The following is a 23691-nucleotide window of genomic DNA, read 5'->3' as shown; positions in this document are numbered from 1 at the left end:
TATTTTTATGGAGTCAAAAATTTATGAAAAGCTACAAGCATTACGTAGATATAAGGAGCCAATTCAGGCTGTATTGAGAACGGTTAAAAGACAAGATAAAGACGATTCAGATACTGAATATGCTGAGTTTGCCCTTGAAAACGGAAAGGTTATAGGTATTTGTAAAAAAGAGGACTTCTCTGATTACTCTTTTAGAAGTATTACTCAATTCACAGGTAATATTTTTAATGTAGTAATTACTCAAATGTCTGATGAACTGGATGTAAATAAAGTTCAGGTTTCAGTAAAAGAAGCAAGCAGGAGATCTGCAGATGCGTTAATTCGTGAGTTAATAGAATTGGAGCAAGATGAAAGACTGCAAGAGCCAACCTACGAAGCAGAAGTAACAGGATACAACATGAATGCTCAGGTTCCAACCATATTCTTACGCATCAATGGTGCGGAATGCTTTATGAAATTACATGAACTAAACTATGGAAGAGTGTATAAAAACGCTGTGGATCGTTATGCACCTATTGGTGAACGCATCCCAGTTAAGGTTCTACAATTTAACCCAGAACAGCGACTAATCCATGTTTCTAGAAAAGCTGCCGTGGAAAATCCTTATCAGTTATTATCTGAATTAGCTGAAGGGGATACAATTGTAGGAAGGGTTGTAAATGTTGACCCGCGTTTTGGTGTTTTTGTTGAATTGGACCAAGGCTGCACAATTAAAGGAATTGTCCCTAAAACAATCGAACAGCCAGTATTGGATGACGTAGTGAGTATGAGAATTGTAAGTGTGGATGTGGAAAAAGAGAGAGGGTCGGGGGTTATCTTTAAGTTTCCATTTGGACGCAAAAAAGTTAACGATCCAACGGCATTTTTATATAACTAATGAGTGCGCCGCAGATTTCCGTACAAGAGAATGGAAAGGCGGTTCAATATTGGCTTAATAGGGACGAATCATTATCACTTTGGGATGACCCCTCTTTGAAGGGGGGACCAATTCTTCCAGATAAATTCAAACCACTCACAGATTTACGTAGTATTTATGACAGGATTAACTCAGGTTTTATAAATGAAAAAGATAATTTAATACTAAAGCTTATTTGGGATTCATTAGCGATTACTGAAGCTCAAATTAAAAATTTTGTGGAATCTAAAATTAGTAGGTCCCAGGTTTCAGAATCGTTGAAAAAACTGGTACTGTATGGATTTGTTAGTCGATGGGAGATAAAATCGGCGTTATTTCCGGATCAGCCCAAAACCTCTGCTCCAATCACTTTAAATACTGCTGGTCATTTAATGATGTGGGCTTACCATAATCGCAACACAAACTATTCTTTGAAGCCAGAACAGTGGTTAAAACTTGGAGTAGCAGGGGTACAAAGATTTGTCGCTATGAATCAAATAAAATATGAGTTTGCAATAGGTCAACAGTTATTAAAAAACTGGTGCTGGTATCCAAAGCTAAAAGGTACTGGTACTGGGTATAATCCAATTGCTGTTGGAGAAATTAAAACTACAATTGGAAATCAAAACTTCATATTTGAAAGGGTACAACAAGGTCAGCGATATGCACAACATTTAAAATCGCGATTGAAAATTTGGGAAGATCAAATTCAAAATGGACCAAATAATTTATTGAATTTCGAAAACACGAAGAGTTTACCAGGAATTTTTATATTATCTATATCTAATCTCGCTTTAGCAGAACATGTTAGAAAGGAGCTAATGTTAGACTTACGGAAGATTCCTATAATGCTTGTAATAGATGAATGTATTCACAATGAGGGATTTGCAAAATCATTTTATGTCTCAACTCAAAGCAGTATTCAGCAAGCATCATTACCATTTTTGAGATAACAAGAGCTGCTTCAGGTAAATACGCTGAAGCGGCTCTCTGTTGTTCTAACGCTGAATTGATATTTACAACTCAACTTTTGTTTGAAATATATCTAATTTTATTTTTTATAGATTTTGAGATATAAATTATATGTATATATTGATTAATAATTTCTGACATACCATTGCGAGAAAAAACGCCTGTTTTTGATACTTTTTTTGCTAATTTTATCATTTTAGCCAAGAAGACTCCTTCCTCAAGGAGCGTAAAGGGGCACAGCCCAGTGAGTAGGTGGGAGATGAATTGGCTTCGAACAAGGGATGGTAGGAAGCCATCTTAATTGTTCGACATACAGAAAGTGTTACTTTACTATATATCGAATATATGTTTGGCGTATAATGGTTATATACCGAAATGGAGGTGAATGAAATGATGATCAATAAAGCCTATAAGTTTCGTATCTATCCAAATCAAGCACAAGCAATTCTAATCAACAAAACGATTGGTTGTTCCCGCTTTGTATTCAATCATTTCCTATCCTTATGGGATCACGCATACAAAGAGACAGGAAAAGGCTTGACCTATGGTACATGCTCTGCCAAACTTCCTGCCTTGAAGAAAGAGTTTGTTTGGCTAAAAGAAGTGGATAGTATTGCGATTCAGTCGTCTGTTCGCAACCTTGCGGATGCTTATACACGCTTTTTCAAAAAACAAAACAGCGCCCCGCGCTTTAAATCAAAGAAAAACAACGTACAATCTTATACCACAAAACAAACAAATGAAAACATTGCTGTTATAGAAAACAAAATTAAATTGCCAAAACTAGGACTTGTTCGATTTGCCAAAAGTCGTGAAGTAAAGGGGCGTATTGTAAATGCTACAGTTAGACGGAACCCTTCTGGTAGATATTTTGTGTCATTGTTAGTTGAAACAGAAGTACAAGAACTTCCGAAAACACATTCTTACATTGGAATAGATGTAGGACTAAAAGATTTCGCTATTTTGTCAGATGGAACAACCTATAAAAATCCGAAGTTTTTTCGATCATTAGAAGAGAAGTTGGCGAAGGCGCAGCGTGTTCTTTCTAGAAGAATAAAAGGATCTTCTCGCTGGAATAAACAACGAGTAAAGGTAGCTAGAATTCATGAATATATATCAAATGCTAGAAAAGATTACTTGGATAAAATCTCAACTGAAATCATCAAAAACCACGATGTTATCGGTATAGAGGATTTGCAAGTATCGAATATGTTAAAGAATCATAAGTTAGCAAAAGCAATTAGTGAGGTATCTTGGTCACAGTTTCGAACCATGTTGGAATATAAAGCAAAATGGTATGGCAAACAAGTCATTGTCGTATCGAAAACATTTGCTTCCAGCCAATTATGTTCTGGTTGTGGATATCAAAATAAAGACGTTAAAAATCTAAACTTACGTGAATGGGACTGTCCTTCTTGTTGTACACACCATGATAGGGATATTAACGCAAGTATCAATCTAAAGAATGAAGCGATAAGACTTCTAACCGCAAGGACTGCGGGGTTAGCCTAATCAATTAGAGTTCGATAGAACTCTTTACTTAGGAATCCCTCATTTCTAAACGAAGTGAAAGTGGGGCTAGTTCAATAACGGAGTCATTATAGAATTTGCTAAGTAGTTACTACCTATCATTTTGGATATATATTGTTTTGTATCAATTGATAAAATTTGACTGGGTTCTATGTTTGATCATATGGTTTCTGCAATACGGTAATCACCTTGGGAGAAAAGTGCTGCATTTAAAGCTCCAACAGATGTACCTGAAACGGCACAAATATTATCACTAATACCGTATTCATTGAATGCTTTCCATACATCTATGTGATAGGCTCCTTTACCACCACCAGCTAAAATAAAATCAACTTCTTTCATCAAATACACTTCTTTCTATACTAGAATTTCCTGATAATATTATAATAAAAAAACATAATATGAAGAAAAAATAACTTGGTAGTTGTAGTTAAAAAGTAAATATGTTTATAAATCATAAAAACATTTCTTTTATTATGATTTATTGTTTTTATCGATTAGGAGAACTAACTATTATATATTGAAAATTAAGACAACTAAAGATATTATATAGATAAGACTTTCTTTTTTTCTTACTTTTCATAATCAATTACTAATATAACCCTTTCGGGGCTATGATTTTGTAGAGCAAAACTGCTTGCAAATATTCATATACCTGAAAGGTTTTTTTATATTTAAAAACAATTAAGTTGGTCCCATTATTTAGAGATTTTATATAAAGAGAGTGCGATGAGTTGTTAAGTTGTAATGTGAAAACACTACGAGTTATTAAAATTAAAGCATTAAGGGAGGAAATTATAATGATAGGTGAAACTTTTAAAAATTTGCTAATAAGTCTGGCTGGTTTAATAGTGGGATTAAGTACTATATATTTAATAATTAAATATAGCTTCAAATTAGCAGTAGAAAAAGCTATACCTAACTTAATAGCCTATGCCAGCTTATATTTACCAGGAGTTATAACGTTTGGCTTAGTTGGATATTTTTTGAATTCATGGATTTTTGGAATTGTAATGAGTGTCATAGTTGAAGCAATTCGTTTCTATGGGTTAGGAAGAATACTAAATCAAATATCCTCTTCTTCAAGAGCGATGAAAGTGAAAAATGCTATATCAAAAGCAAATAAAAAAGTAAATATTAAAAATAAACCTTTAGAGGTCATTGAAGCTTCTGAAGTTAACATAGAAAAAGAGAGCAGGTCACAAGAGAAACCAGCAATTGAACTAAAAAAAGAAAAAGAGAAAATTATAAAAACAGAAAAGCGAGAAATAATTGATGATGCAGATGAAGTTAAAGAGTCAGAAGGAATGGAAGGATTAGAACGTATTGCGGTACTTAAACACCTGGAAATGGTCGCAGAAACTAAAGATGATGTAATAGTGGAAAATGGTATGACGGTAAAACGTAAGCGTAAACAAGCTGAAAGTACACCAGATACACAGAAAATCTATGAACAACTAAAACTAGTAATATTAAGTAGGAATTCAGAAAAGAAAAATGATGAAATGAGTTTTTAGTTTCTCTTTAAAGTGTAATATTATAGGAAATGTTATAAAGATAAAGTGTTTTATGAGGGGGATATTAATTTAAAAATAGTAGGAGCCGAAGAATATTTAAAACAAAGCGCCTTGGAAAAAATTGAGCATTTAAAGAATTTATATAAGGATGTTAAAAATGAGGAATTAGATATAGAAATAGAGGCGCATGTGGAATCAAAAAGACCATTTTGTCGGAATCACAAGTTTTTATAAGTTTAGACAACCTGATAACATAAGAGCCTGTTTGCATGTGCTACCTTTTTTTATGTACAATAGTAATAAGATATGATATAGACAGGGAGAGGAAATCCATGTCCACTAAATTAGTGAATTTACGCATTGATTTTGCTTTTAAACAGTTATTTGGAACAAAAGGAAATGAGGAAATTTTAATGGGTTTCCTAAATGCAATTTTAGAGGAATCTTTAGATGCACCTATTACTTCACTACAATTAGATGATCCACATCTCCATAAATCTTATGAAGATGATAAGTTATCGATTTTAGACCTATTAGCAACGCTAGATAATGGAACGCAAGTAAATATTGAAATTCAGCTTCGAAATACACATGATATGGTAAAGCGATCTTTATATTACTGGAGTAAACTTTATACATCCCAAATGCAAGAAGGAATGCCATATCGTTCACTTCGAAAAACAATTACAATTAACTTACTAGATTTTATTTTATTTTCTCAGGATGATGCATTTCATACTATCGGACAATTATGGAATCCTAAAATGCAGCAACTATTAAGTGACGACATTGAAATCCATTTTGTAGAGATACCAAAATTGGTAAAACAATGGCGTGAAGAAAAAGTAAACCCGTGGGAAAATACATTTGTTCGTTGGATGTTATTATTACCAGCACATGAAGATGAACATTTAACTCAAACATTGGAGGAGATTGCGATGAATCAGGATCCAATTTTACAAAAGGCAATAAATAAGTGGGAAAATATGAGCCATGATTCTTCTTTCCGAACAGCATATGAAGCTCGAGAGAAATTACTTCTAGATGAACAAGCTAAGTTAGCCCATGCAGAACAAGAGGGCATGGAAAAAGGCATTGAGCAAGGTAAGATGCAGATGATTCGAGGGATGTATGAAATTGGTGTACCGCTTGAAACTATTGCAAAAGCAAGTAAGTTGAGTGTGGAAGAAATAGAACGTATCTTGAAATTAAAGTAAATATATATGAACCGACAATACTTATAAATAAAAGAAAATAGATTTTCATTATCATGATATGTTTAATAGAAAAGCATTGCTGAAGATTTTGGCAGTGCTTTTTCTTAATCAATTTTTTGATGTTTTTCATGCTGCTCACAATTATATAGAAAAGTTGAAAGAAGAACGTGAAATGTATTCACCATTAATAAATATGATGCAAATCTGATGTAATGTTGAGGACAGAATTCTTCAGTAATTCAATGTTTTTTTAATGATTCTTCCCACGTTTGTTCCTCCAATTATGTAAAATTTAAGATTGCAACGTAATAAAATAACATAGAAAATATCTTTATATTGTTATATTATGCCGAAAGTAAATAAAAAGATAGTTTAGAAGTTTCAGAATGCATTTCTGTCCTTTGGCCTATTTTTCCCCGTATCTTATATTCATAAAGAAAAGCCAACCTATGGTGCTTTCCTCCGACTCGAACCATCAAAAACTTGAAATTTTTACATTTTTATAGAAATTATTAGGAGGATACTTCCTGTTTTTATGTTAAACTATTTGAGCTAGTATTTGTATTAATATTAGGGAGATGAATAGTATGTTGGGCGATTTCAATATGAATTCTAGTAATTATGAAAGTGGTGCTGAAATCTTAGAATTATTAGGCAGTTTAAGTCGTTTATTAATCGTACGTGAATTGATTATAAGTGGGACTTTGACAGTTTCCCAGTTGAACGCTGCGACGCATATTTCGGAACCTATGATTTTACAACATTTACGCAAACTAACTAAAGGTAATATGGTAATTATCGAGCGCAAGGGTACAAAGCTTTATTGTAGAGTAGAAGATAAGAAGATCATTGACATTATCGATTTATTAGGATTATTATATTAAGTTCTATTATATGTCTTTTTTGAATTCAAGCACTTTATAAATAAAACAATAACCAAAAGAAAAGACACCCAAAGGTGCCTTCCTCTACTTAATCTACATAAGACTTTTCTTACAACACAAATATATCTGGGTTCCCACCTAATTTATATTTTACTACATCTCTTTATAAAGTTTAGTTAATTTGATGTAAATTTTATAAAGAAAAGACACCCATATAAGAGTGCCTTTTCCGATAGTTTTTTAGCAGAAGCAAGAAGCTCCAACAATGATTAATAAAATAAATAAAACAACTAATAAAGCAAATCCTCCGCCACAACTACCGCAACTACCACCAAAGCCCATTTTAATCTCTCCTTTGAGTAGGAGGGGAAAATTAAGGTCACTCATGTATTTTAATGGATTCACTTTACCTTATGTTTTTAGGTATTAATTGAGCAGGTCCTTTTGAAAATAAAAAAAGACACTCTAAGGTGCCTACCTTCGACTTGAACCATCGGGAAGCTTGAGGATTAAGAATTCTTGGTATAATATAATAATGTACAAATGCAAAATCACATATAACCCGCCTACGGAAATAGGTGGGTTTTTTAATGCATAAAGAAAAGACACCCATATGAGAGTATCTTTTCCAATAGTTTTTTAGCAGAAGCAACTGCAACCGATAATGATTAATAGTATAAAGAGTACAACGAGTAAAGCAAATCCTCCAGCAAAACCGCAGCCTTCACCGCAACTACCACCAAATCCCATAATAGATCCTCCTTTAATCAGAAGAGAAAACAAGGGTGTACGCATGTATTTTAACGGATTTAATATACTTTATGTTTTTATGCATGAATTGAGCAGGTCCTTTTGAGCATAAAGAAAAAACACTCTAAAGTGCCTTTCTACTCTGTAACAAATTTAAATACATAGTACATAAAAAATAAACAAGATAGATATGCTAGTCTGCCAGCAATCGATTCTTTCATAAATTTCATGAGTACCACTTTGACAATCAACGCTAAAAATAACGGTATAAACAGTATCATAGCCAGCTTGATTGCTAAGTCATTTATAGTTGGGCTAAATGGTTCAAAATTAATTATGATATTCACTTACCTTCCTTATATCCCTTTATATTTATAATGTAATTTATATTGTTTTGTCTAATAAAAAAGACACCGGAATGATGAAAATGGAGAACGGTGTATATAAGATTACGAAGTAAATTAGCAAAGCAAAGGGAGGAAAGTAATGAAAAAAGAAACGGTGGTGCAGGTGCAAAGTGAGATTAAAGCTGTAGAAAATGAGATATGTAATTTGGAATACCACCTAGTCATGATGGATGGCGAAAGACAGAAGACAAAGTATTCTTTGGAAGAGCTGAAGAATCGAAAAGGGAAATTGGAAAGCTATTTATAAGGAGCGGAACAGAATGAAGCTAAGAGTGAAAATTAAACGATTGAAAGATGTGGATTTACCAAAGCATGCACGGGAATTCGATGCTGGTTTTGATCTGGTGGCAGCAGAGGACACAATTATTTGGCCAGGAGAAACAAAGGTTGTACCAACGGGATTGGCTTTCGAAATTCCACCAGGATACGAAGTGCAGGTGCGCCCACGTAGCGGTATGACGCGTGACACAAAGTTACGCGTGTTTCTTGGAACTGTAGATAGTCGTTTTAGAGGGGAGGTTGGTGTTCTAGTTGATAACATTGAAGTCCCTAAAGAGACAAGTATGCAAGCTCATGTAATTGAAAGAGGGACTCGCATTGCTCAAGGTGTCATAGCGCCAGTGGAAACAGCTCATTTTGAAGAAGTGGACGAACTATTGGTTAGTGAACGTGGCGTTTGCGGGTTCGGATCAACGGGCGTAAAGTAAAATCAAATTTGAATTTTATAAAGAAACGAGGGATTAATAAGGAACACGTTATACGACTGAACAAGCTGAACTTACAAATTTTTAACCAAAGCGTTATTTGAATAGAAAATGGCAGCTGAAAATTCAAGGATGAATCAGCTGCCAATAGAGTAGTTATTAAATCTTATTACTAAGCTTTTAATTTGGATTCTTGCTCTTATTTCGAGAAGAAATTATACCGAAAATCGCACCAGACATTGCACCGATTAAAGTTGGTAAGAGTATACTCCATGCTGCGAATGACATAATTATACCTCCTAATAATAAAATGTTGTAACTGTATACTTCATTATATCCTGATTTGAGGATGTTGCGTAAGGAAATCAAACAAAATAGTTATAAAAAAAGACCCCTTACGGAAAGATAAGAGGCCATCAAAAAATGTTGTATTTGAAACACGTGATGTTTCATAAAGACATCATAATTCTAATTCATATATTACGTATAATAAATATAAAAGTTTGTGAAAATAATAAAAGTGTATAAAATCCGTATTTAAATGAAGAAGCCCTAGAGTTAGGGCTCTAGGGCTTCTTGTTTTGGTATATCTCACACGGTTTTATAAAAAGAATAGAACGTACTGAAGATAACATATGAATGTTTCATAAATGTATCGAAAAAGTGAACAAAATTACTATTGCAGAAGTAGCAGAAATGAAGTTTCTAATAGTTAAGTACGTAAAAGGTGTTATTTCCAGTGGATAAAATGCGCATGGGGCACCTAATCATTATTTTACTAGAGGAAAAGAATATGTTATGAACTTGGTTGAATGAAAAAATGAAAATTTTACTTTAAGCGAAGTTAATGAAATATATTTTTAGGGGTTATATCAATGATTGTTATCTCGATGGACACTTTAACTTTATAAAAGTCCTAGAAGAAAAACACAACTATGAGGAATAGTAAGCTATAAAAGTGAACAAAATCGTTTTTTAAATAAAAGAAACCCCGATTGTCTGCGGGGCTTCTAAGGGCAATCGTCAAGTAATGACGTACTCGACTAAATAACCATATCATGAATTTTTTGGTAAAAATACTGGTAAATGTGTCCAAATGGGTAAGGTCATCATTTTGAACAAAAACGCTATTTTAATAAAAAAGAGCTTGCAAGGAAACAAGCTCTAACGTAATTGAGATGTCTATATATTATCATTCATTTCATTATAATTCCATCCGTTATGGTTGAGAAATAAAGTATAAGCAATTCAATAAAAATTTCATTTTGTAGAAATAAAAACCCTAGTTTCCTAGGGTAATGGTATAACAGCTCAATATATTCTACTCTTTTATATCGTAACGTAATATTAAGTTAAAAACATCAGGGAAATGTAACCAATTTCAGAAAATAAGAGCAGCTAGCAAAAGCTAACTGCTCAGTCTTGAAGGAAGTCTCAATTAGTACGGTTACACATAAGAGATTTCCGGCTGTTAAACAGCCTATCTATATTATTGACGGAATATTTAGTTTTATTCAGGGGTAGAGAGAAATGGAGGGAAAAAGAGAGCCCAAAATGGTACCTATGGCATCTTACGGGTGGAATACAGAGAAACAATGTGTAGAGTTGCAGCTGTTAATCAATGAAGAGATATATGTAATGCCAGTGCATGAGAAAGATGTAAAAGGCATGGGACAATTTTTTCTGGTTAATGAAAAATAACTTAATAAAATAATCCTTTTAATAGAAAGTGAGGAATAACAATGGGACAAGGGAACAGAACAATGGCTTTTGAGAAGCTTATCAATCGAAAATTCTAAAGGAATACCGCGCTTTAAAAGCACGATTTGAGAATGAAGTGGAGCTACAGCAAGAGGGAATTAGTCTGTTTTCTGAGATAAGGAATACAAGGCATGTTAGCAATATCAAGTTCAAACAAATTTATAAGGCCTTACAATACGTTTTAGATTATGATGAGGCGGAGATTATCTAGATCAAGTATTGAATGGAGAGAAATTAAAGGATAGTTTTATCTATACAGAACTCTCAATGAAGAATGATCATTTCTACTATATGAAGAAAAATGCAATTCGAATGATTGCTACTTCATTGGGGATGATTTGAATATAAGGGGTTTTGTTGGAAGGATTCCATTTTAGTGTTAAAATGGAATATATAATAAACTAGATATATATTGTTGATAATTTAATACTAAAAATATGGAGGATTACTAGTGAAGGCGAACTTGCAAACAGTAAAAGAATATTTACAGAGCAATGAAGAAGTAATTTTTACAATTTATTGTGCAATAAATCTTGGTTATGTTAGTAGATCTGGAATTTTAGCTGCTACAAATAAAAAGTTATTGTTTTGTGCTGACTATATGTTCGGAAAAGGCCTTAAATGGGAATATGAATACGTTGAGGTAAATCACTTCAATCATACAAAGGGTATTGTTTTAGAGATGTCTAGTATCCCTGTTATCGAAAAAATAACAATGAATTACGGTGATGATTTTATTGTATTTGATAATTTTTCGACTCCATCAAAAGTGAATTCATTTTATGAGTTAGTCCAATCAAAGATATAACCGTGAAGGAACTGTTATCGCGTTGTTTTAATTGATAGCAAGATTCTTTATAAGCAAGATGCATCTCATGAAAATTGGGGTGCTTTTTTATTGTACATTTTAATAAGATTGGTATGTATCGGATTTGGTGTGGCTATTTTAACACTAGAATTGTATTAAGGTATAAGCAAAGAGCATCTAAAAAGAATGCTTTTTTATTTTGCATAGAAAAAAGGAATCCCGATAGATTCCTTTTTAAGCTGTCTTATAAATTTTATTTTGAATCCTATTTTTAGTATCCATAAATGCGGCGAATGTAGCTATAGCACCACCTAAATCATAGACTTGGAATTTATGGTCAAAAGCTAATCCTGTAATGAAATTGTAGCCGTATACAAAACATGTAATACCGAATAACCATAACATGAACTTTAAATCTTTTAAGCTTAATCTATAATTCTTAATTTTTTTCCACACATGTATCAACTCCTATTGTCCTGATGTTCTGTAGTTTTTCTTGATGATATCTCGCATATCTAAGACAAAGAATAGAAGGAAAACCAAGGCTATGATACCGTTAACCCAGTAGTATGTATGTCCTGTTGTGAATCCAGTATAGAAAGAAAGGGAACTCCAAACTAAAAGGATGATTGAACAGATAGTAGAGATCAATAATGAACTAAAACTTCTCATAATTTTCAACTCGATTCAAATATTTAGAACTTTTTATATAATTATACATTTAAATAAAAAGATTTACAATGAGAATTACCATATGGAGGAGTTAGACAAACTACTTCCTATTTATGTAGAAGGTGGTGGGTATGGATAGTCAACGAAGCCCAGATTGTGATTAAGCGTTTTAAATATACAAAGTAAGTAAAGGTGAGAAGATATTAATTGATATTGTAGCAAAAACAATGGAGTCACTTTTACTCACATCTCCTATTACAGCTAATTTAGTATGTAGAGATCTAAGCACGTCTTGATGCAGGAAACGCTTGCATCAAGGCTAAGAAGGTCTAAACATAATACAATTCGACTTGGAAAATTGACTAATCATACACCGGTATACCTCCTAAAAAAAGACGTGTATTCTCGGTGTATGCGAATGTGGGTTCTGTTATAAGGCTTTTACATATCCCAAAAGTCGGTGGATTTAATATTGGGTTTTATTTGTCTGATAACTTTTAAAATCTTTTTCATTACAGTTGGACTAGGTATGTATTCTTTATCATTGCAAGCTTTTGAAACTGTAGGACGGCTTAATTTTGCTGTCTTTTCTAAATCAGTTTGGGTGAAGCCATTCCGATCTAAAAAATTACCTAATTTCGTTCGGTTTTTACCTCCGAATTTCCAAAACACTTAAATCCCTCCTGAACCTATTTTCAACATTGTGGACATAAATGTAAAAAACTATTCGCATAGACGAAAAAAGTTTTTTACATAATGTACAAGCTGTCTACAATATGATGTATCAAAGTAGCTAACACGGTATTTATAAATGTAGAAGATTACGAAGTTACCAAAGTAAGGTGTGAATGATTGCCAAAGTATTTATCAAGATTTCTACCAAAGTAAAACTACCATGGTATTAAGTAGATGAGGCTATGTAATATCTACCTTCTAAATTCTGTTTATAAAGGGGGGAATATAAATGCGTGGTAGGAAGGAAACAGTTTCTTTTCGTGAGTTTAAGGATCGGTCAAATGAAGAGAAAGAAAAGAAAATACGTAAATACAATTCATTAAGTCCTTTCGCGTTCCTTCATATGTCGGATCGGGTACTCAATACTTACATTGCATTAGGAGTAATGGGAACGGTTTTAATCGGGGCGGTCATGTTAGAAAAATATTTGGTACGACATGACTATATATCCGCAGCCAAATTTGTAAGTGAAGGAATTTATTACGGCATGCGAATTGGTGGAGTTTGTTTGATTGGATATGTATTTATTCGCATCGTAATCATGTTTTAGGGGGGAGTATATGAAACTGATTAAGAAGTGGCTTCTTACACAAAGGTTAAGGAATCAACTTATAGAGGTATTTGGAAAAGCAGGTCTATATACGGAACATCAAACACGCGGGGGGAAAGTACCTATTTATCCAAAGGTACATACTGTTTCTTCCTCAGCAGAAAGTGTGAGATATGTGTTTACCATACCAAACGGATTAGATCCACAAAAGATTGAAAAGAAGTGGTTTTGTTTCCAGCAAATATTAGGACGAAATATTACGATTGAAGGTGATGTGAAAAAATTTGTCCTACATGTCTTCCGTTCGAACGCTGGGCTAAAATCGTACAATTACTGTTATAAAGAATGGAAACCACTATTAAAAGATTACCGTTTACCTGTTGTTGTCGGTAGGGACCAATTTGGAAAGATGATTGCGTACGATATGATTGACTCCAATTCACCACACTTATTAATTGCAGGGGAAACGGGAAGTGGGAAAAGTAGTATGGTACGTGTTGTATTATCAACCCTTATTCAATTTATGTCTCCTGAAAAGTTGCAGTTGTACCTTGGTGATTTAAAAAACTCTGAATTTCATTTTTTGCGTAGAGTGAAGCATGTAAAAGAAGTTTGTATGGAAGAAATCGAAATGAAAATAATGCTTCAAAAGTTATGGAAGGAAATCAGAGTAAGAAGAAAGCTTATGGAAGAATATGAAGTGGATCATATTGATGCGTACAACAAAATAAATCCTAATTATCAAAAACCATATATTCTACTTGCTATCGATGAGGTGGCTATGCTTAAAGATGAAAAAGAGTGTATGGCTACAATTGAAAAGATTTCAGCAGTCGGGCGGTCGCTTGGAGTCTTTCTTATGCTTAGTATGCAGCGACCAGATGCCAAGGTGTTAGATGGTAAGTTAAAACTTAATATGACTGTAAGAATTGGCTTTAAATGTGATAGTGTGATTAATAGTAATATCATGGGTACTCCTGGTTCAGAGTATTTAGAGCAATCTGGCCAAATGATTTTTAAACGAAATGGATTAAAGAAAGTGCAAGCACCTTACTTGTCACTATGTAAAGCCAAACAAATTATTGAGCCATATCGAATGCCTAAAGAGGAAAAAAAATCTAAAAAACCTCTGCAAAAAGAAATGCCTTTATTTGGGGTGTTAGATGATGAAGAGTAGAGATATAGGGATTTTGAATGACCTGAAACAATTTAGGTGTATGTCTCGTGACGATATTATTTATTTACATTTTCAAGGATTAAAGAATGCAATAACTTGTTGTAATACAGTTATGAAACGATTAAGAAGAGATGGGTATGTTGATGCTAACGTATTACAGCACCCATACATTTATTTTCCACAACCCAGTTCTATCAAAAAAACGAGTCAAAAAATTCCTCATTTCCTTGGTATTGTGGACGTATACAAACAACTCGTTCATTATGAAAATCCTAAGCTATTCGAAGTTGAACCAAAGTATGGGAAAGAATATATGGAACCGGATGCTTTTACAATATGGCGTAGATCGCCATTCTTTATTGAGGTTCAAAAGTCAGTGTACAGTAAAAAGATAATGCAAGATAAGATAAATAGATATGAGTTATACTTCCATAGCCAAGAATGGCATAATGAATCTTGGCAACCAAAAACTTCTAAATTCTTTCCTTCAATCCTTATCATTACTGACAAACATTACGACGTTCAATCTTCTTATTTCCGTATATTCCAGGCGAATTCTATAGAAAGTTTTATAAATAATTTAGCGGTAAAATCATAAAGAAAGCCTGCATAGTGCAGAGCTTTTTTCTTTTCAATAGAGAACAGATTAAGATTACAGTGTTATGAAAAATCCAAGAGGTAAACAACTTGAAAAAATATATGATACTTTTTAGTATTTTAGTTGGATGTGTTATCAATCGTATGGGTAAAGATGAATATTATGTTTAAATTAAAATGGATGGAAAAGAGGGAGTTTCAAAATCTATGGATGGTGAGGTTATGGGAAAGGAGTATGAATATACATTATCGAGTTTTAATAAGGGAGATAAAGAAAAGGAGTTAGAATTTACTGCGCATAAGAATCTTCGTAGAGAAGCATTCCTACTTGTATATCACACAGATAAAAAGGGTGTAACAGCTTGGGAAGAAGTGAAGAAAGACGGGCTTCCAACGAAAGCAAAAGAAAATATAAGTATGAAATAATTAGTTATTTGTGACGGCCGATTCTCTTACGTGGAGGGTTAGCCGTTTTTTATTATATTTTATCTCTTATTTTTCTATATAAAGTATATTAAAAAGATAGGGTAAATCTACTTCTGGAATGATACCTCCAAAATTAATAACTTGTACGATAATCTCTCAATTATCACTAAACCCATTCATAACAACAAGTTCTCCCACATATCCGTTTGTATCAATACGTTACTAATGTACACATAAAAAATGCCCTTTATCTTATCTTTATCTTATCTTTACCTTATCTTTAAATTTTTATATTAAACTATAAATATTAAAGTATTGATGTTTAAGTCTAAAAAGGAGCGGGAGATAGATGTTTATTACATATTTTATAAATAACCAATTACCTTTGAAAAATAGAATTTCCTATACGAGGAGGAATATATGAAGAATACGAGTAAAATACGAATTATTATCTTATTGTTTATTAGTATTTTAGGTTTAGGAACAATGCTTGGAATACTATATCTTAATCATAAAACCAATATTCAACAAAATAAAGCGCTCGCAACCGAAAAACGTGTTTTGCAATATGAGCTCACCTTGAAAAAAGAATTAGAAAAATATAATTTAGGAGAGAAAACAGCAGTTTTATTAGGAATTATGTACCAAGAGAGTAGAGGTGAGGGCAACGACCCTATGCAGTCTTCTGAATCACTGGGATTAAAGCCAAATGAAATTCAAGAGACAAGCTTGAGCATTAAACAAGGGGTAAAACACTTTGCTAAAATGTACAAATATGGAACGGAAAAAGATGTTAGCATGGAGACAATTATTCAAAGCTATAATATGGGACCAGGGTATATTGATTTTATCGCCAGTCAAGAAGTTAAACAACACTCGGAAGATTCGGCCAAAAAGTTTTCTAAGATGAAAGTTGATCAAAATCCAGCGATGTACACTTGTGGTGGAAATAAAAATAATTTTAGGTATCCATATTGTTATGGTGATTTCACATATGCCACAAAGGTAAATGAAAAAACAAAACTTATTGAAGAACTTCTTCGAAATGTACATGCCCCTTCTAAATAAGCTGTAAAATGATACTGTCATCAACAATAAAATATTAGAATGTAACTTATACTTTAAATAATTCTTTTTTGTATATATTTTTGTTATGTTCTGATGCAGGATTCTAATAATAGGGGTCACGCAATATAGCTATCAGGCTAACAATACAAAATATCCTCTAAAATAAAAAAAGACGTTATTCTTTCTGAGAAATCATTGGAAAAATTAACGTCTTTTTATCGATGTGACGGTATCCTATATAAAAAATTTCAACCTTATTTCAATAAGGTGAAATAAGATTGAGAATCTTTTGTTATTTATTTTATGGATAATGGAATGGTAATCAAAAATTGTACGCCTTGTTTTGTATTACTCATAGAATACGTGATAAAAAGGGATTCGAAAATTTGTTTTACAATATATAACCCTAAGCCACTCCCTCCGGTATTTCGATTTCTTGACTTTTCGATTCGATAAAATGGTTTGAAAATATGTTGTATATCTTCTTCTTTTATTTTGACACCTGTATTGATAACTCGTATTTGGATGTTGTTTTGTTTAGAATCCTTTGTTAACTTTATATAGACTTTTTCATTATAAGGTGAATACATAATCGCATTATGAATGATGTTTTTACAAGCTTTTTCTAAAAGAACATAATCCGTATAAACAAAAATGTCAGAATCGACTTCTTTTATTATTTGAATGCCTTTTTGAGAAGCAAAAAATTCGAGGTTTTTTGTGATTGTATCTATTGATTTCGAAAGATTTACTTCTTCCACTTGAAGTTTAAAGGTATGTTGTTCTAATTTTGACATGCTTAATATTTCGCGAACCAGTTGTTCTAGAGTTTCAATTATTTGGAAATTCCTCTTTAGATATTGGTCACGATTTTGATAAGGGCCAATATTATATATCATCCCTTCTAAGTATCCTTTCATAACAGTAAGAGGAGTTTTTAATTCATGAGCTACAATAGCAAAGAATTCCCTTCGCTTTGCTTCTATTTCTCTTTCTTTTTCAATATCACTTTTCAATTGATGATTCGCTTTTTGTAAATCAAAAATTGCCTGTTGTAAATTGATGGACATATCATTCAAGCTATTGGACAATTCCCCTAATTCATCCATAGAACGAACCTCAATTTTTTCGGAGAAATCCAAGTTTGCCATCTTTTGTGCACCTTCATTAATATAAATAAGTGGTTTAGTAATAAACCTTGAATAGAGATAAGCACTTCCTAAACCAATAACCAGTACAATGATACTAATATAGGGTAGAAAACGTACCAAGACCTGTGAAGCTTCATCGATTGGTTGAAAAGTTGCGTACACCACAAGTGTTAAGTTAACATCCTGGAATTGTATTGGCTTGCTAACCTCATATGAATTACCACGATTATCTAAACTCCTTGCTGGTACTGTTTTAACAAAACCTGTTGCCTGAGTATCTCTTTGAATAGTACCTCTTTGAATAGCACTTCCTTGAATAGTACTTTGAAGAATAGTAATAGTAGGAGAATAAATAAGTGTTCCCTCATTATTTTGAAGATAGATCACTGCATTATTTTTTTGTGCGTATTCATCAACAAGTGGTATTGCATTTTGAAACGTAAGATCTTTAGATTTATCAATTATTTCTTCGATTCCCGTTTGAAGCTGATCTGTTTTGTATTGCTCATAAAATTTAGGGAGAAAAAAGTATAAAGTTACATAAATCAAGGTTGCAAAGGCTAATAAAATGAGGGATGTAGTCATAAAGAGTTTATAGGTAATTCTCTTCATCTTCATAATTTTTACAATCCTATTCATCGATTTTATAACCAATGCCCTTTACTGTTTTAATATAGGGTATATTTAATTTTTTTCGTATGTTTTTCATATGCGTATCAATCATTCGTGTGTCTCCGGCATACTCATATCCCCAAATTTTTTCTACGATATTTTCTCTTGTAAGTACCTTTTTTTCATTTTGAAGTAGTAATTGCAGAATTTCAAATTCTTTTGTCGTTAAGGGAACTTCAACTCTATTTACATATACTTTATATGCATCGCCATCGACATGTAGTTCTCTAAATACGAAATGATTATCCTTACTTTGATTATTGCTTCTTCTCAGCACTGCTTCGACTCGTCTCATCAAGACATGAAAAGAAAAAGGTTTCGTAATATAATCATCAATTCCAAGATCAAATCCTTTCATTTGATCGTGTTCTTCCTCTAGTGCGGTTAGCATAATAATTGGTATATTTGACTGACTTCGAATCATTTTGGCAACTTCAAATCCATTTAGGTTTGGCATCATCACATCTAGAAGAATTAAATCGAAGGATTGCTTATTAAATTGTTTCATGCCCTCTAATCCATCTGATGCAACTATAACTTTATACTGTTGTGTCATTAAAAATTGTTTGATTAATTCTTGTATTTCTTGATCATCTTCTACCACCAGAATGTGATAGTTCTTCATAATATCACCTCTTGTAGTCATTATAACCTTCCAATCTGGAGTTGATGTGGAGACGTATTAGAAACATTATAAAAACTTCACAAGAAAACTACATGTATTTCAAATCAGCTCCAGATGCATGAGATAGGTTATATACATAACAAGAAAGAGGGGGGTAATTAAGATGTCACTGGAAGCAAACATCATTCTTTCTTTATTAGATGTACAACTGTGGATGGTCCCTCATTCGAATAATAGACGCATCAAAGAGGAAAAACAAAAATTGAAATCAGCACCGTGCTTAAATAAATACACAAGTGTAAATAAAAGAAAGCTAGATAAGTCTAGTGAACAAAAATAGGGAGGATCAAATTGATTCTCCCTATTTTTGTATTCAATAACTAGATACTGAAAATCTTTACTATAACTCTAGATTAACTCCATATAGAATACAGATTAAGTTTGTATGATACATGTACCAAATAGAAAGGAATGATACATGATGTTGACGATTTACACAATCTATCAAATTTTATCCCTTCCTTCTTATTTACACACAAACCTATTACCATCCATTCTCACGAGAATGCTAGGATCTAAGTTTATAACAAAAGAATAAATAAGCTAATGGATGTTTATTGTCCCTTGTTTCCACTTTTTGCAAAACACCTGTATAAACACGCATGCTATTTTGTACATTGAATACCCTATTTGTTGAGAGCCGAATAGGCTCTTTTTTTAGAGATAAGCTCAAAGTGGGTTTGAATATCGTCATACATATATTCATAGGAAATTTCAAATATAATGTTACCTCTACGAAAAAACAGTTGATTTATGTTTAAACCATGACCAAAGGTAAAATTTTCTTTTTTTGAAATGGTGATTCTTAAATATTACATTCATACATCGTATTTCAAATATCAAGATAAAAATATTCAATTGTAAATTAAAGGAGAAAGGGATGTTCACAATGGGACACTATGATACAAATCAAACAGAAAGCAATAGGAATAAAGCCTATAAAAAAACAGGGTATTTTTTCACAGGAATAATTGGTGCAGTGATTGGTGCAATTACCATTGGATTGACCACCCCTTATATAAATGAAATCAAAGGAAGTGCAGGTCAATCTCCTAAGCATAACGAAGTAAATCAGGCTACGCCGATCTCTTACAAAGCAGAAGATGTGAGCAATCCTCAAAATATGATTGAATCTGCAAAAGAAGTTGTCGTAGGTGTCATTAACTATAAACAAAATGCAGATTCATTTAATACGCAAGATCAATCAGAAGAAGCTGGTTCGGGATCGGGGGTCATATATAAAAAAAACGGCGATAAGGCTTTCATTGTTACAAATAATCATGTGATAGACGGTGCGAATAAAGTAGAAGTGAAATTGAATAATGGTAAAAAGGTTCCCGCTAAAGTAGTAGGGACAGATCCATTATTAGATTTAGCGGTATTAGAAATTGACGGGGCAGATGTAAAAAGAGTCGCAACACTTGGAGACTCAGAAAAAATTCGTACAGGGGAAACGGTAATAGCCATTGGGAATCCATTGGGGCTAGAAGGTAGTGTAACAAAGGGGATTATTAGTAGCAAGGAACGAGAAATACCTGTTAGTACCCTCGGAAATCAACAAGTTGATTGGCAAGCACAGGTAATTCAAACAGATGCAGCTATTAATCCTGGGAATAGTGGAGGAGCTTTGTTTAATGAACGGGGTGAAGTCATTGGAATTAATTCGAGTAAAATTGCACAACAAGCTGTTGAAGGAATTGGATTTGCAATTCCGATTCATATAGCCCAAACGATCCTAGAGTCTCTTGAGAAAGATGGAACAGTTAAGCGTCCGATGATGGGTGTACAGTTATTAGATGTGGAGAAAATGACAGATTCTGCACGCAATCAATTAAAATTACCAAAAGAGATATCGAATGGTGCAGTATTGGGGAATATCTCAAACCAATCACCAGCAGAAAAAGGTGGATTACAACAATACGATGTTGTGATTGCATTAGATGGACAAAAAACAGAAAATGTCGTTCAATTTCGTAAATATTTATATGAAAAGAAAAAATTGGGGGATACAATTAAAGTAACAATTTATCGAAATGGTGAAAAACTAACAAAAACCGTGAAATTAATGGAACAAACACGTACCACTTAAAAGCCACCTTTTGGTGGCTTTTTCTATTTTACTAGTTTTATATGTACGATCATTCCATTCGTCCTCACTCCACATTAATGAACTGGCTCTCTACCAATTTTCAAAATCGATTACGTATTTTAATTTGTGTTCCAGTTTTTCTTGACTATATTAACGAATCACTACATATGCACTCCAGATAAGCCCTAATATCTTTAGATAATCTACTGAATATCTTCATATAAACTCCAGATAGTGTATTTAGAATAACAACTATCAAGGAGGTTAGGAAAAATGAATTTTATAAAACGCGCAATTCTCAGTATGAAAAAAAGAATAGGAACATCATTAATTTTGATGGCGGTCTTTCTGATTGTTACAAACTTAGTGCTGGCAGGATTTGCAATCCAGAATGCATCAAAAAAAGCTGCTGATTCAGCAAGAAAAAAACTGGGTGCTGATGTTACTTTAGGTCTTGATTTTGATAAATTAGGAAAACAAGCAAGGGAAACTGGAGAAGCGCCTAATCCGCCGCAGCTCAATACAAAAGAAACAGATCAATTAGCGAAGTCCAAATATGTTAAAGACTATAATTATATAACCCATAATTTCGGAATTGCGGATGGATTTAAATTAGTAGGAGCTTCAGAAGGAGAAGATGAAGGAAAAGGAAAAGGTAGCGTTGCAATGGTTGGAGGATCAGGTTCAGGTTCAGAAATAGATATGAATACTTCTCTTATGATAGAAGGAGTTCGCAAGACTTTATTACAAGAAAGTTTTAAAAATGGAAAAAGTAAAATCATTGATGGGAAACCAATTACAGAAAAGATGCAAGATCAGAATGTAACTTTAATGGAAAAACGATTAGCGGAACAAAATAATTTGAAAGTGGGAGACAAGGTTAAAATTCAATCAGGGGATAAGAAGGAAACTCTTGAAGTTGAAATTATTGGTATTTATGAAACGAATGAGCAACCAATGGGTCAAAATCCCCCTCCTATGATGAATCCAGCTAATAAACTATATATGCCTCACTCTACTTTAAAGAAATTAGAAACAGATGAAGGTATGAGTAGTATTCAGGTCGTGTACTTATTGAACGATCCACAGTACATTGATGCATTTAAAAAAGAAGCAAAAAAATCTGATATTGATTTTAATTATTTTAAGTTAGATGCACATGATTCATTGTACAAGCAAATGATTGGCCCTATAGAAAATATCGCTTCTACGTCTCAAATGATTATCTATATGGTATCTATTGCAGGTGCGATTATTTTAGGATTAATCATTATGTTATCGATTAAAGCACGTCGTAAGGAAATGGGGATTTTATTATCTATTGGAGAGAAAAAATGGAAACTGATGGCGCAGTTCGTAGTAGAAGTAGCATGTATTGCTATTTTAGCATTTGGATTATCCCTAACAACAGGAGCTAAAGTTTCTCAATTCGTAGGGGATAACTTACTTTCGAGTGAAATTGCTACAGCAAGCGAAGAAAAAGACAATTCACAAAATGGTAGTGTAATGATGGTTGGGGCTGGTGGTACTCCACAAAACCAAAATGAAGATCCAATTGATAAAATTGATGTAAGTGTAACAGGAGAGGATTTAGGGAAAATGGGGGGAATTGGACTGACTATTGCTATATTAGCAACGCTTCTTCCGGCATTATCTATCCTACGCTTAAATCCAAAACAAATTCTTTTAAAAGATGAATAAGGAGGCTCGATATGGAGACAATTTTACAATTTAAAAACTTAGATTATTATTATGAAAGTAACGGAAAAAAAGTAACGATACTAGATAATGTGAATTTTTCTTTTCAAAAAGGGCATTTCTACACGATTTTAGGGCCATCTGGATCTGGTAAAACTACAACTCTTAGCTTAGGTTGTGGGCTGGATATACCTAAAAATGGTTATGTACTGTATAACGGCAAGGATATTAGAAAAATTGGCTTGGATCGATACCGTAATCAACATGTATCTGTAATTTTCCAATCTTATAATTTGATTACCTATATGACTGCTCTTCAGAATGTATTAACGGCAATGGAAATTACAGGTGTGAAGGTACAAAATAAAAAAGCAAGAGCATTAGAATTATTAGAGAAGGTAGGACTCACAGAAGTAGAAGCGAAACGAAATGTCTTGCAATTAAGTGGCGGGCAACAACAACGTGTAGCAATTGCTCGAGCGCTATCTTGTAATGTCGATTTACTAATCGCTGATGAACCAACAGGAAACCTTGATGGAGAAACAGCGAAAGAGATTATTGAGCTGTTTCAGGAGCTCGCCCATCAAGAGAATAAATGTGTAATTGTTGTTACGCATTCACAAGAAGTTGCAAAAATATCAGATCGAGCAGTTTATTTAAGTAAAAAGAAGTTAGTAGTAAATGAAATTAATAATAGTTAAGAAAAAAGTAACTATTGTTCTTAAT

The 23691-nt window shown here is 33.0% G+C and carries 27 protein-coding genes and 3 pseudogenes; 20 read left to right on the top strand and 10 right to left on the bottom strand.

What is annotated here, in order from left to right; all coding sequences use genetic code 11:
- Window positions 1–7 precede the first annotated feature (7 nt).
- From MHB70_RS27910 to tnpB, 3 genes are all read left to right on the top strand, one after another.
- Window positions 8–877 carry a hypothetical protein gene (locus MHB70_RS27910; protein WP_061530273.1) on the top strand — a complete coding sequence of 290 codons (870 nt, stop codon included), beginning with the start codon at window positions 8–10 and terminating at the stop codon, window positions 875–877.
- A complete protein-coding gene (locus tag MHB70_RS27905) occupies window positions 877–1848 on the top strand; it encodes a hypothetical protein (RefSeq protein WP_061530274.1) in 972 nt (323 codons plus the stop codon). The genes MHB70_RS27910 and MHB70_RS27905 overlap by 1 nt, the downstream gene beginning before the upstream one ends.
- Window positions 1849–2257: 409 nt before the next feature.
- The gene (gene tnpB, locus MHB70_RS27900; RefSeq protein ID WP_061530275.1) at window positions 2258–3379 is read left to right on the top strand and encodes an IS200/IS605 family element RNA-guided endonuclease TnpB; all 1122 of its coding nucleotides are present in this window, start codon (window positions 2258–2260) and stop codon (window positions 3377–3379) included.
- Window positions 3380–3556: 177 nt separating this feature from the next.
- Here the strand turns inward: tnpB and MHB70_RS27895 are convergent, their stop codons facing one another.
- The gene (locus MHB70_RS27895) at window positions 3557–3739 is read right to left on the bottom strand and encodes a patatin-like phospholipase family protein (protein WP_061530276.1); all 183 of its coding nucleotides are present in this window, start codon (window positions 3737–3739) and stop codon (window positions 3557–3559) included.
- 458 nt (window positions 3740–4197) lie between these two features.
- On the opposite strand from MHB70_RS27895, the gene MHB70_RS27890 reads away from it, so the two are divergent.
- The 3 genes from MHB70_RS27890 (at window position 4198) to MHB70_RS27880 (ending at window position 7015) form a co-directional block, all read left to right on the top strand.
- Window positions 4198–4914 (top strand): hypothetical protein, encoded by a 717-nt coding sequence (locus MHB70_RS27890; protein WP_061530277.1) that lies wholly within the window; start codon window positions 4198–4200, stop codon window positions 4912–4914.
- Between the two features lie 332 nt (window positions 4915–5246).
- Window positions 5247–6131 (top strand): Rpn family recombination-promoting nuclease/putative transposase, encoded by an 885-nt coding sequence (locus MHB70_RS27885; protein ID WP_061530279.1) that lies wholly within the window; start codon window positions 5247–5249, stop codon window positions 6129–6131.
- A 587-nt stretch (window positions 6132–6718) separates the two neighbouring features.
- Window positions 6719–7015, top strand: coding sequence for an ArsR/SmtB family transcription factor (locus MHB70_RS27880; RefSeq protein WP_061530280.1), 297 nt, complete (start codon window positions 6719–6721; stop codon window positions 7013–7015).
- A gap of 240 nt (window positions 7016–7255) precedes the next feature.
- On the opposite strand, the gene MHB70_RS27875 is transcribed toward MHB70_RS27880, so the two are convergent.
- The 3 genes from MHB70_RS27875 to MHB70_RS27865 all read right to left on the bottom strand — a co-directional run bounded on the left by MHB70_RS27875 (window position 7256) and on the right by MHB70_RS27865 (window position 8112).
- Window positions 7256–7357 (bottom strand): YjcZ family sporulation protein, encoded by a 102-nt coding sequence (locus tag MHB70_RS27875; RefSeq protein WP_079995239.1) that lies wholly within the window; start codon window positions 7355–7357, stop codon window positions 7256–7258.
- Between the two features lie 297 nt (window positions 7358–7654).
- Window positions 7655–7765 (bottom strand): YjcZ family sporulation protein, encoded by a 111-nt coding sequence (locus tag MHB70_RS27870; RefSeq protein ID WP_080451888.1) that lies wholly within the window; start codon window positions 7763–7765, stop codon window positions 7655–7657.
- A 137-nt stretch (window positions 7766–7902) separates the two neighbouring features.
- A complete protein-coding gene (locus MHB70_RS27865; protein ID WP_061530281.1) occupies window positions 7903–8112 on the bottom strand; it encodes a hypothetical protein in 210 nt (69 codons plus the stop codon).
- Window positions 8113–8251: 139 nt separating this feature from the next.
- Between MHB70_RS27865 and MHB70_RS27860 the strand changes: the two genes are divergently transcribed.
- The 5 genes and pseudogenes from MHB70_RS27860 to MHB70_RS27840 all read left to right on the top strand — a co-directional run bounded on the left by MHB70_RS27860 (window position 8252) and on the right by MHB70_RS27840 (window position 11445).
- Complete coding sequence (locus MHB70_RS27860; RefSeq protein ID WP_179862844.1) at window positions 8252–8419, top strand: hypothetical protein; 168 nt, start codon at window positions 8252–8254, stop codon at window positions 8417–8419.
- A gap of 13 nt (window positions 8420–8432) precedes the next feature.
- The gene (dut, locus tag MHB70_RS27855) at window positions 8433–8879 is read left to right on the top strand and encodes a dUTP diphosphatase (RefSeq protein ID WP_061530282.1); all 447 of its coding nucleotides are present in this window, start codon (window positions 8433–8435) and stop codon (window positions 8877–8879) included.
- A gap of 1527 nt (window positions 8880–10406) precedes the next feature.
- Window positions 10407–10590, top strand: a pseudogene (locus tag MHB70_RS27850) (hypothetical protein).
- A gap of 75 nt (window positions 10591–10665) precedes the next feature.
- Window positions 10666–10979 (top strand): annotated as a pseudogene (locus tag MHB70_RS27845) (ArpU family transcriptional regulator); the annotation flags it as partial.
- A gap of 109 nt (window positions 10980–11088) precedes the next feature.
- Window positions 11089–11445, top strand: a complete 357-nt coding sequence (locus MHB70_RS27840; protein ID WP_061530283.1) for a PH domain-containing protein — start codon at window positions 11089–11091, stop codon at window positions 11443–11445.
- A gap of 234 nt (window positions 11446–11679) precedes the next feature.
- Here the strand turns inward: MHB70_RS27840 and MHB70_RS27835 are convergent, their stop codons facing one another.
- From MHB70_RS27835 to MHB70_RS27825, 4 genes and pseudogenes are all read right to left on the bottom strand, one after another.
- On the bottom strand, window positions 11680–11901 hold the full coding sequence (locus MHB70_RS27835; RefSeq protein WP_061530284.1) for a hypothetical protein: 222 nt from the start codon (window positions 11899–11901) through the stop codon (window positions 11680–11682).
- A gap of 12 nt (window positions 11902–11913) precedes the next feature.
- Entirely contained in the window at window positions 11914–12117 is a 204-nt protein-coding gene (locus MHB70_RS27830) for a hypothetical protein (protein ID WP_079995236.1), read from the bottom strand.
- A gap of 217 nt (window positions 12118–12334) precedes the next feature.
- A pseudogene (locus MHB70_RS31220) lies at window positions 12335–12462 on the bottom strand (DNA repair protein); the annotation flags it as partial.
- A 96-nt stretch (window positions 12463–12558) separates the two neighbouring features.
- The gene (locus MHB70_RS27825; protein ID WP_061530286.1) at window positions 12559–12789 is read right to left on the bottom strand and encodes a helix-turn-helix domain-containing protein; all 231 of its coding nucleotides are present in this window, start codon (window positions 12787–12789) and stop codon (window positions 12559–12561) included.
- Between the two features lie 292 nt (window positions 12790–13081).
- Here MHB70_RS27825 and MHB70_RS27820 point away from each other — a divergent pair, with 292 nt between their 5' ends.
- From MHB70_RS27820 to MHB70_RS27800, 5 genes are all read left to right on the top strand, one after another.
- The gene (locus MHB70_RS27820) at window positions 13082–13402 is read left to right on the top strand and encodes a hypothetical protein (protein WP_061530287.1); all 321 of its coding nucleotides are present in this window, start codon (window positions 13082–13084) and stop codon (window positions 13400–13402) included.
- A gap of 10 nt (window positions 13403–13412) precedes the next feature.
- Window positions 13413–14579, top strand: a complete 1167-nt coding sequence (locus tag MHB70_RS27815) for an FtsK/SpoIIIE domain-containing protein (RefSeq protein ID WP_061530288.1) — start codon at window positions 13413–13415, stop codon at window positions 14577–14579.
- A 40-nt stretch (window positions 14580–14619) separates the two neighbouring features.
- The gene (locus MHB70_RS27810; RefSeq protein ID WP_014990779.1) at window positions 14620–15177 is read left to right on the top strand and encodes a replication-relaxation family protein; all 558 of its coding nucleotides are present in this window, start codon (window positions 14620–14622) and stop codon (window positions 15175–15177) included.
- Window positions 15178–15353: 176 nt separating this feature from the next.
- On the top strand, window positions 15354–15602 hold the full coding sequence (locus tag MHB70_RS27805) for a YxeA family protein (protein WP_230306529.1): 249 nt from the start codon (window positions 15354–15356) through the stop codon (window positions 15600–15602).
- A 420-nt stretch (window positions 15603–16022) separates the two neighbouring features.
- Entirely contained in the window at window positions 16023–16670 is a 648-nt protein-coding gene (locus MHB70_RS27800; protein WP_061530289.1) for a lysozyme family protein, read from the top strand.
- Between the two features lie 296 nt (window positions 16671–16966).
- Here MHB70_RS27800 and MHB70_RS27795 read toward each other — a convergent pair whose 3' ends face one another.
- Both MHB70_RS27795 and MHB70_RS27790 read right to left on the bottom strand, forming a co-directional pair.
- The gene (locus MHB70_RS27795; protein WP_061530451.1) at window positions 16967–18439 is read right to left on the bottom strand and encodes a sensor histidine kinase; all 1473 of its coding nucleotides are present in this window, start codon (window positions 18437–18439) and stop codon (window positions 16967–16969) included.
- Window positions 18440–18452: 13 nt separating this feature from the next.
- Window positions 18453–19118, bottom strand: a complete 666-nt coding sequence (locus tag MHB70_RS27790) for a response regulator transcription factor (RefSeq protein WP_061530290.1) — start codon at window positions 19116–19118, stop codon at window positions 18453–18455.
- A gap of 163 nt (window positions 19119–19281) precedes the next feature.
- On the opposite strand from MHB70_RS27790, the gene MHB70_RS27785 reads away from it, so the two are divergent.
- The 4 genes from MHB70_RS27785 to MHB70_RS27770 all read left to right on the top strand — a co-directional run bounded on the left by MHB70_RS27785 (window position 19282) and on the right by MHB70_RS27770 (window position 23666).
- The gene (locus MHB70_RS27785) at window positions 19282–19458 is read left to right on the top strand and encodes a hypothetical protein (protein ID WP_176545283.1); all 177 of its coding nucleotides are present in this window, start codon (window positions 19282–19284) and stop codon (window positions 19456–19458) included.
- Window positions 19459–20058: 600 nt separating this feature from the next.
- Window positions 20059–21267 carry a S1C family serine protease gene (locus MHB70_RS27780; protein WP_061530291.1) on the top strand — a complete coding sequence of 403 codons (1209 nt, stop codon included), beginning with the start codon at window positions 20059–20061 and terminating at the stop codon, window positions 21265–21267.
- Window positions 21268–21540: 273 nt separating this feature from the next.
- On the top strand, window positions 21541–22968 hold the full coding sequence (locus MHB70_RS27775) for an ABC transporter permease (protein WP_061530292.1): 1428 nt from the start codon (window positions 21541–21543) through the stop codon (window positions 22966–22968).
- An 11-nt stretch (window positions 22969–22979) separates the two neighbouring features.
- Entirely contained in the window at window positions 22980–23666 is a 687-nt protein-coding gene (locus MHB70_RS27770; RefSeq protein ID WP_000447838.1) for an ABC transporter ATP-binding protein, read from the top strand.
- Window positions 23667–23691: the final 25 nt, after the last annotated feature.

Source organism: Bacillus sp. FSL M7-1020, assembly GCF_038050415.1.
Taxonomy (GTDB): Bacteria; Bacillota; Bacilli; order Bacillales; family Bacillaceae_G; genus Bacillus_A; species Bacillus_A toyonensis.
Note: the sequence above shows the minus strand (reverse complement) of the source record. Positions and strands in the feature narration are given on the sequence as shown.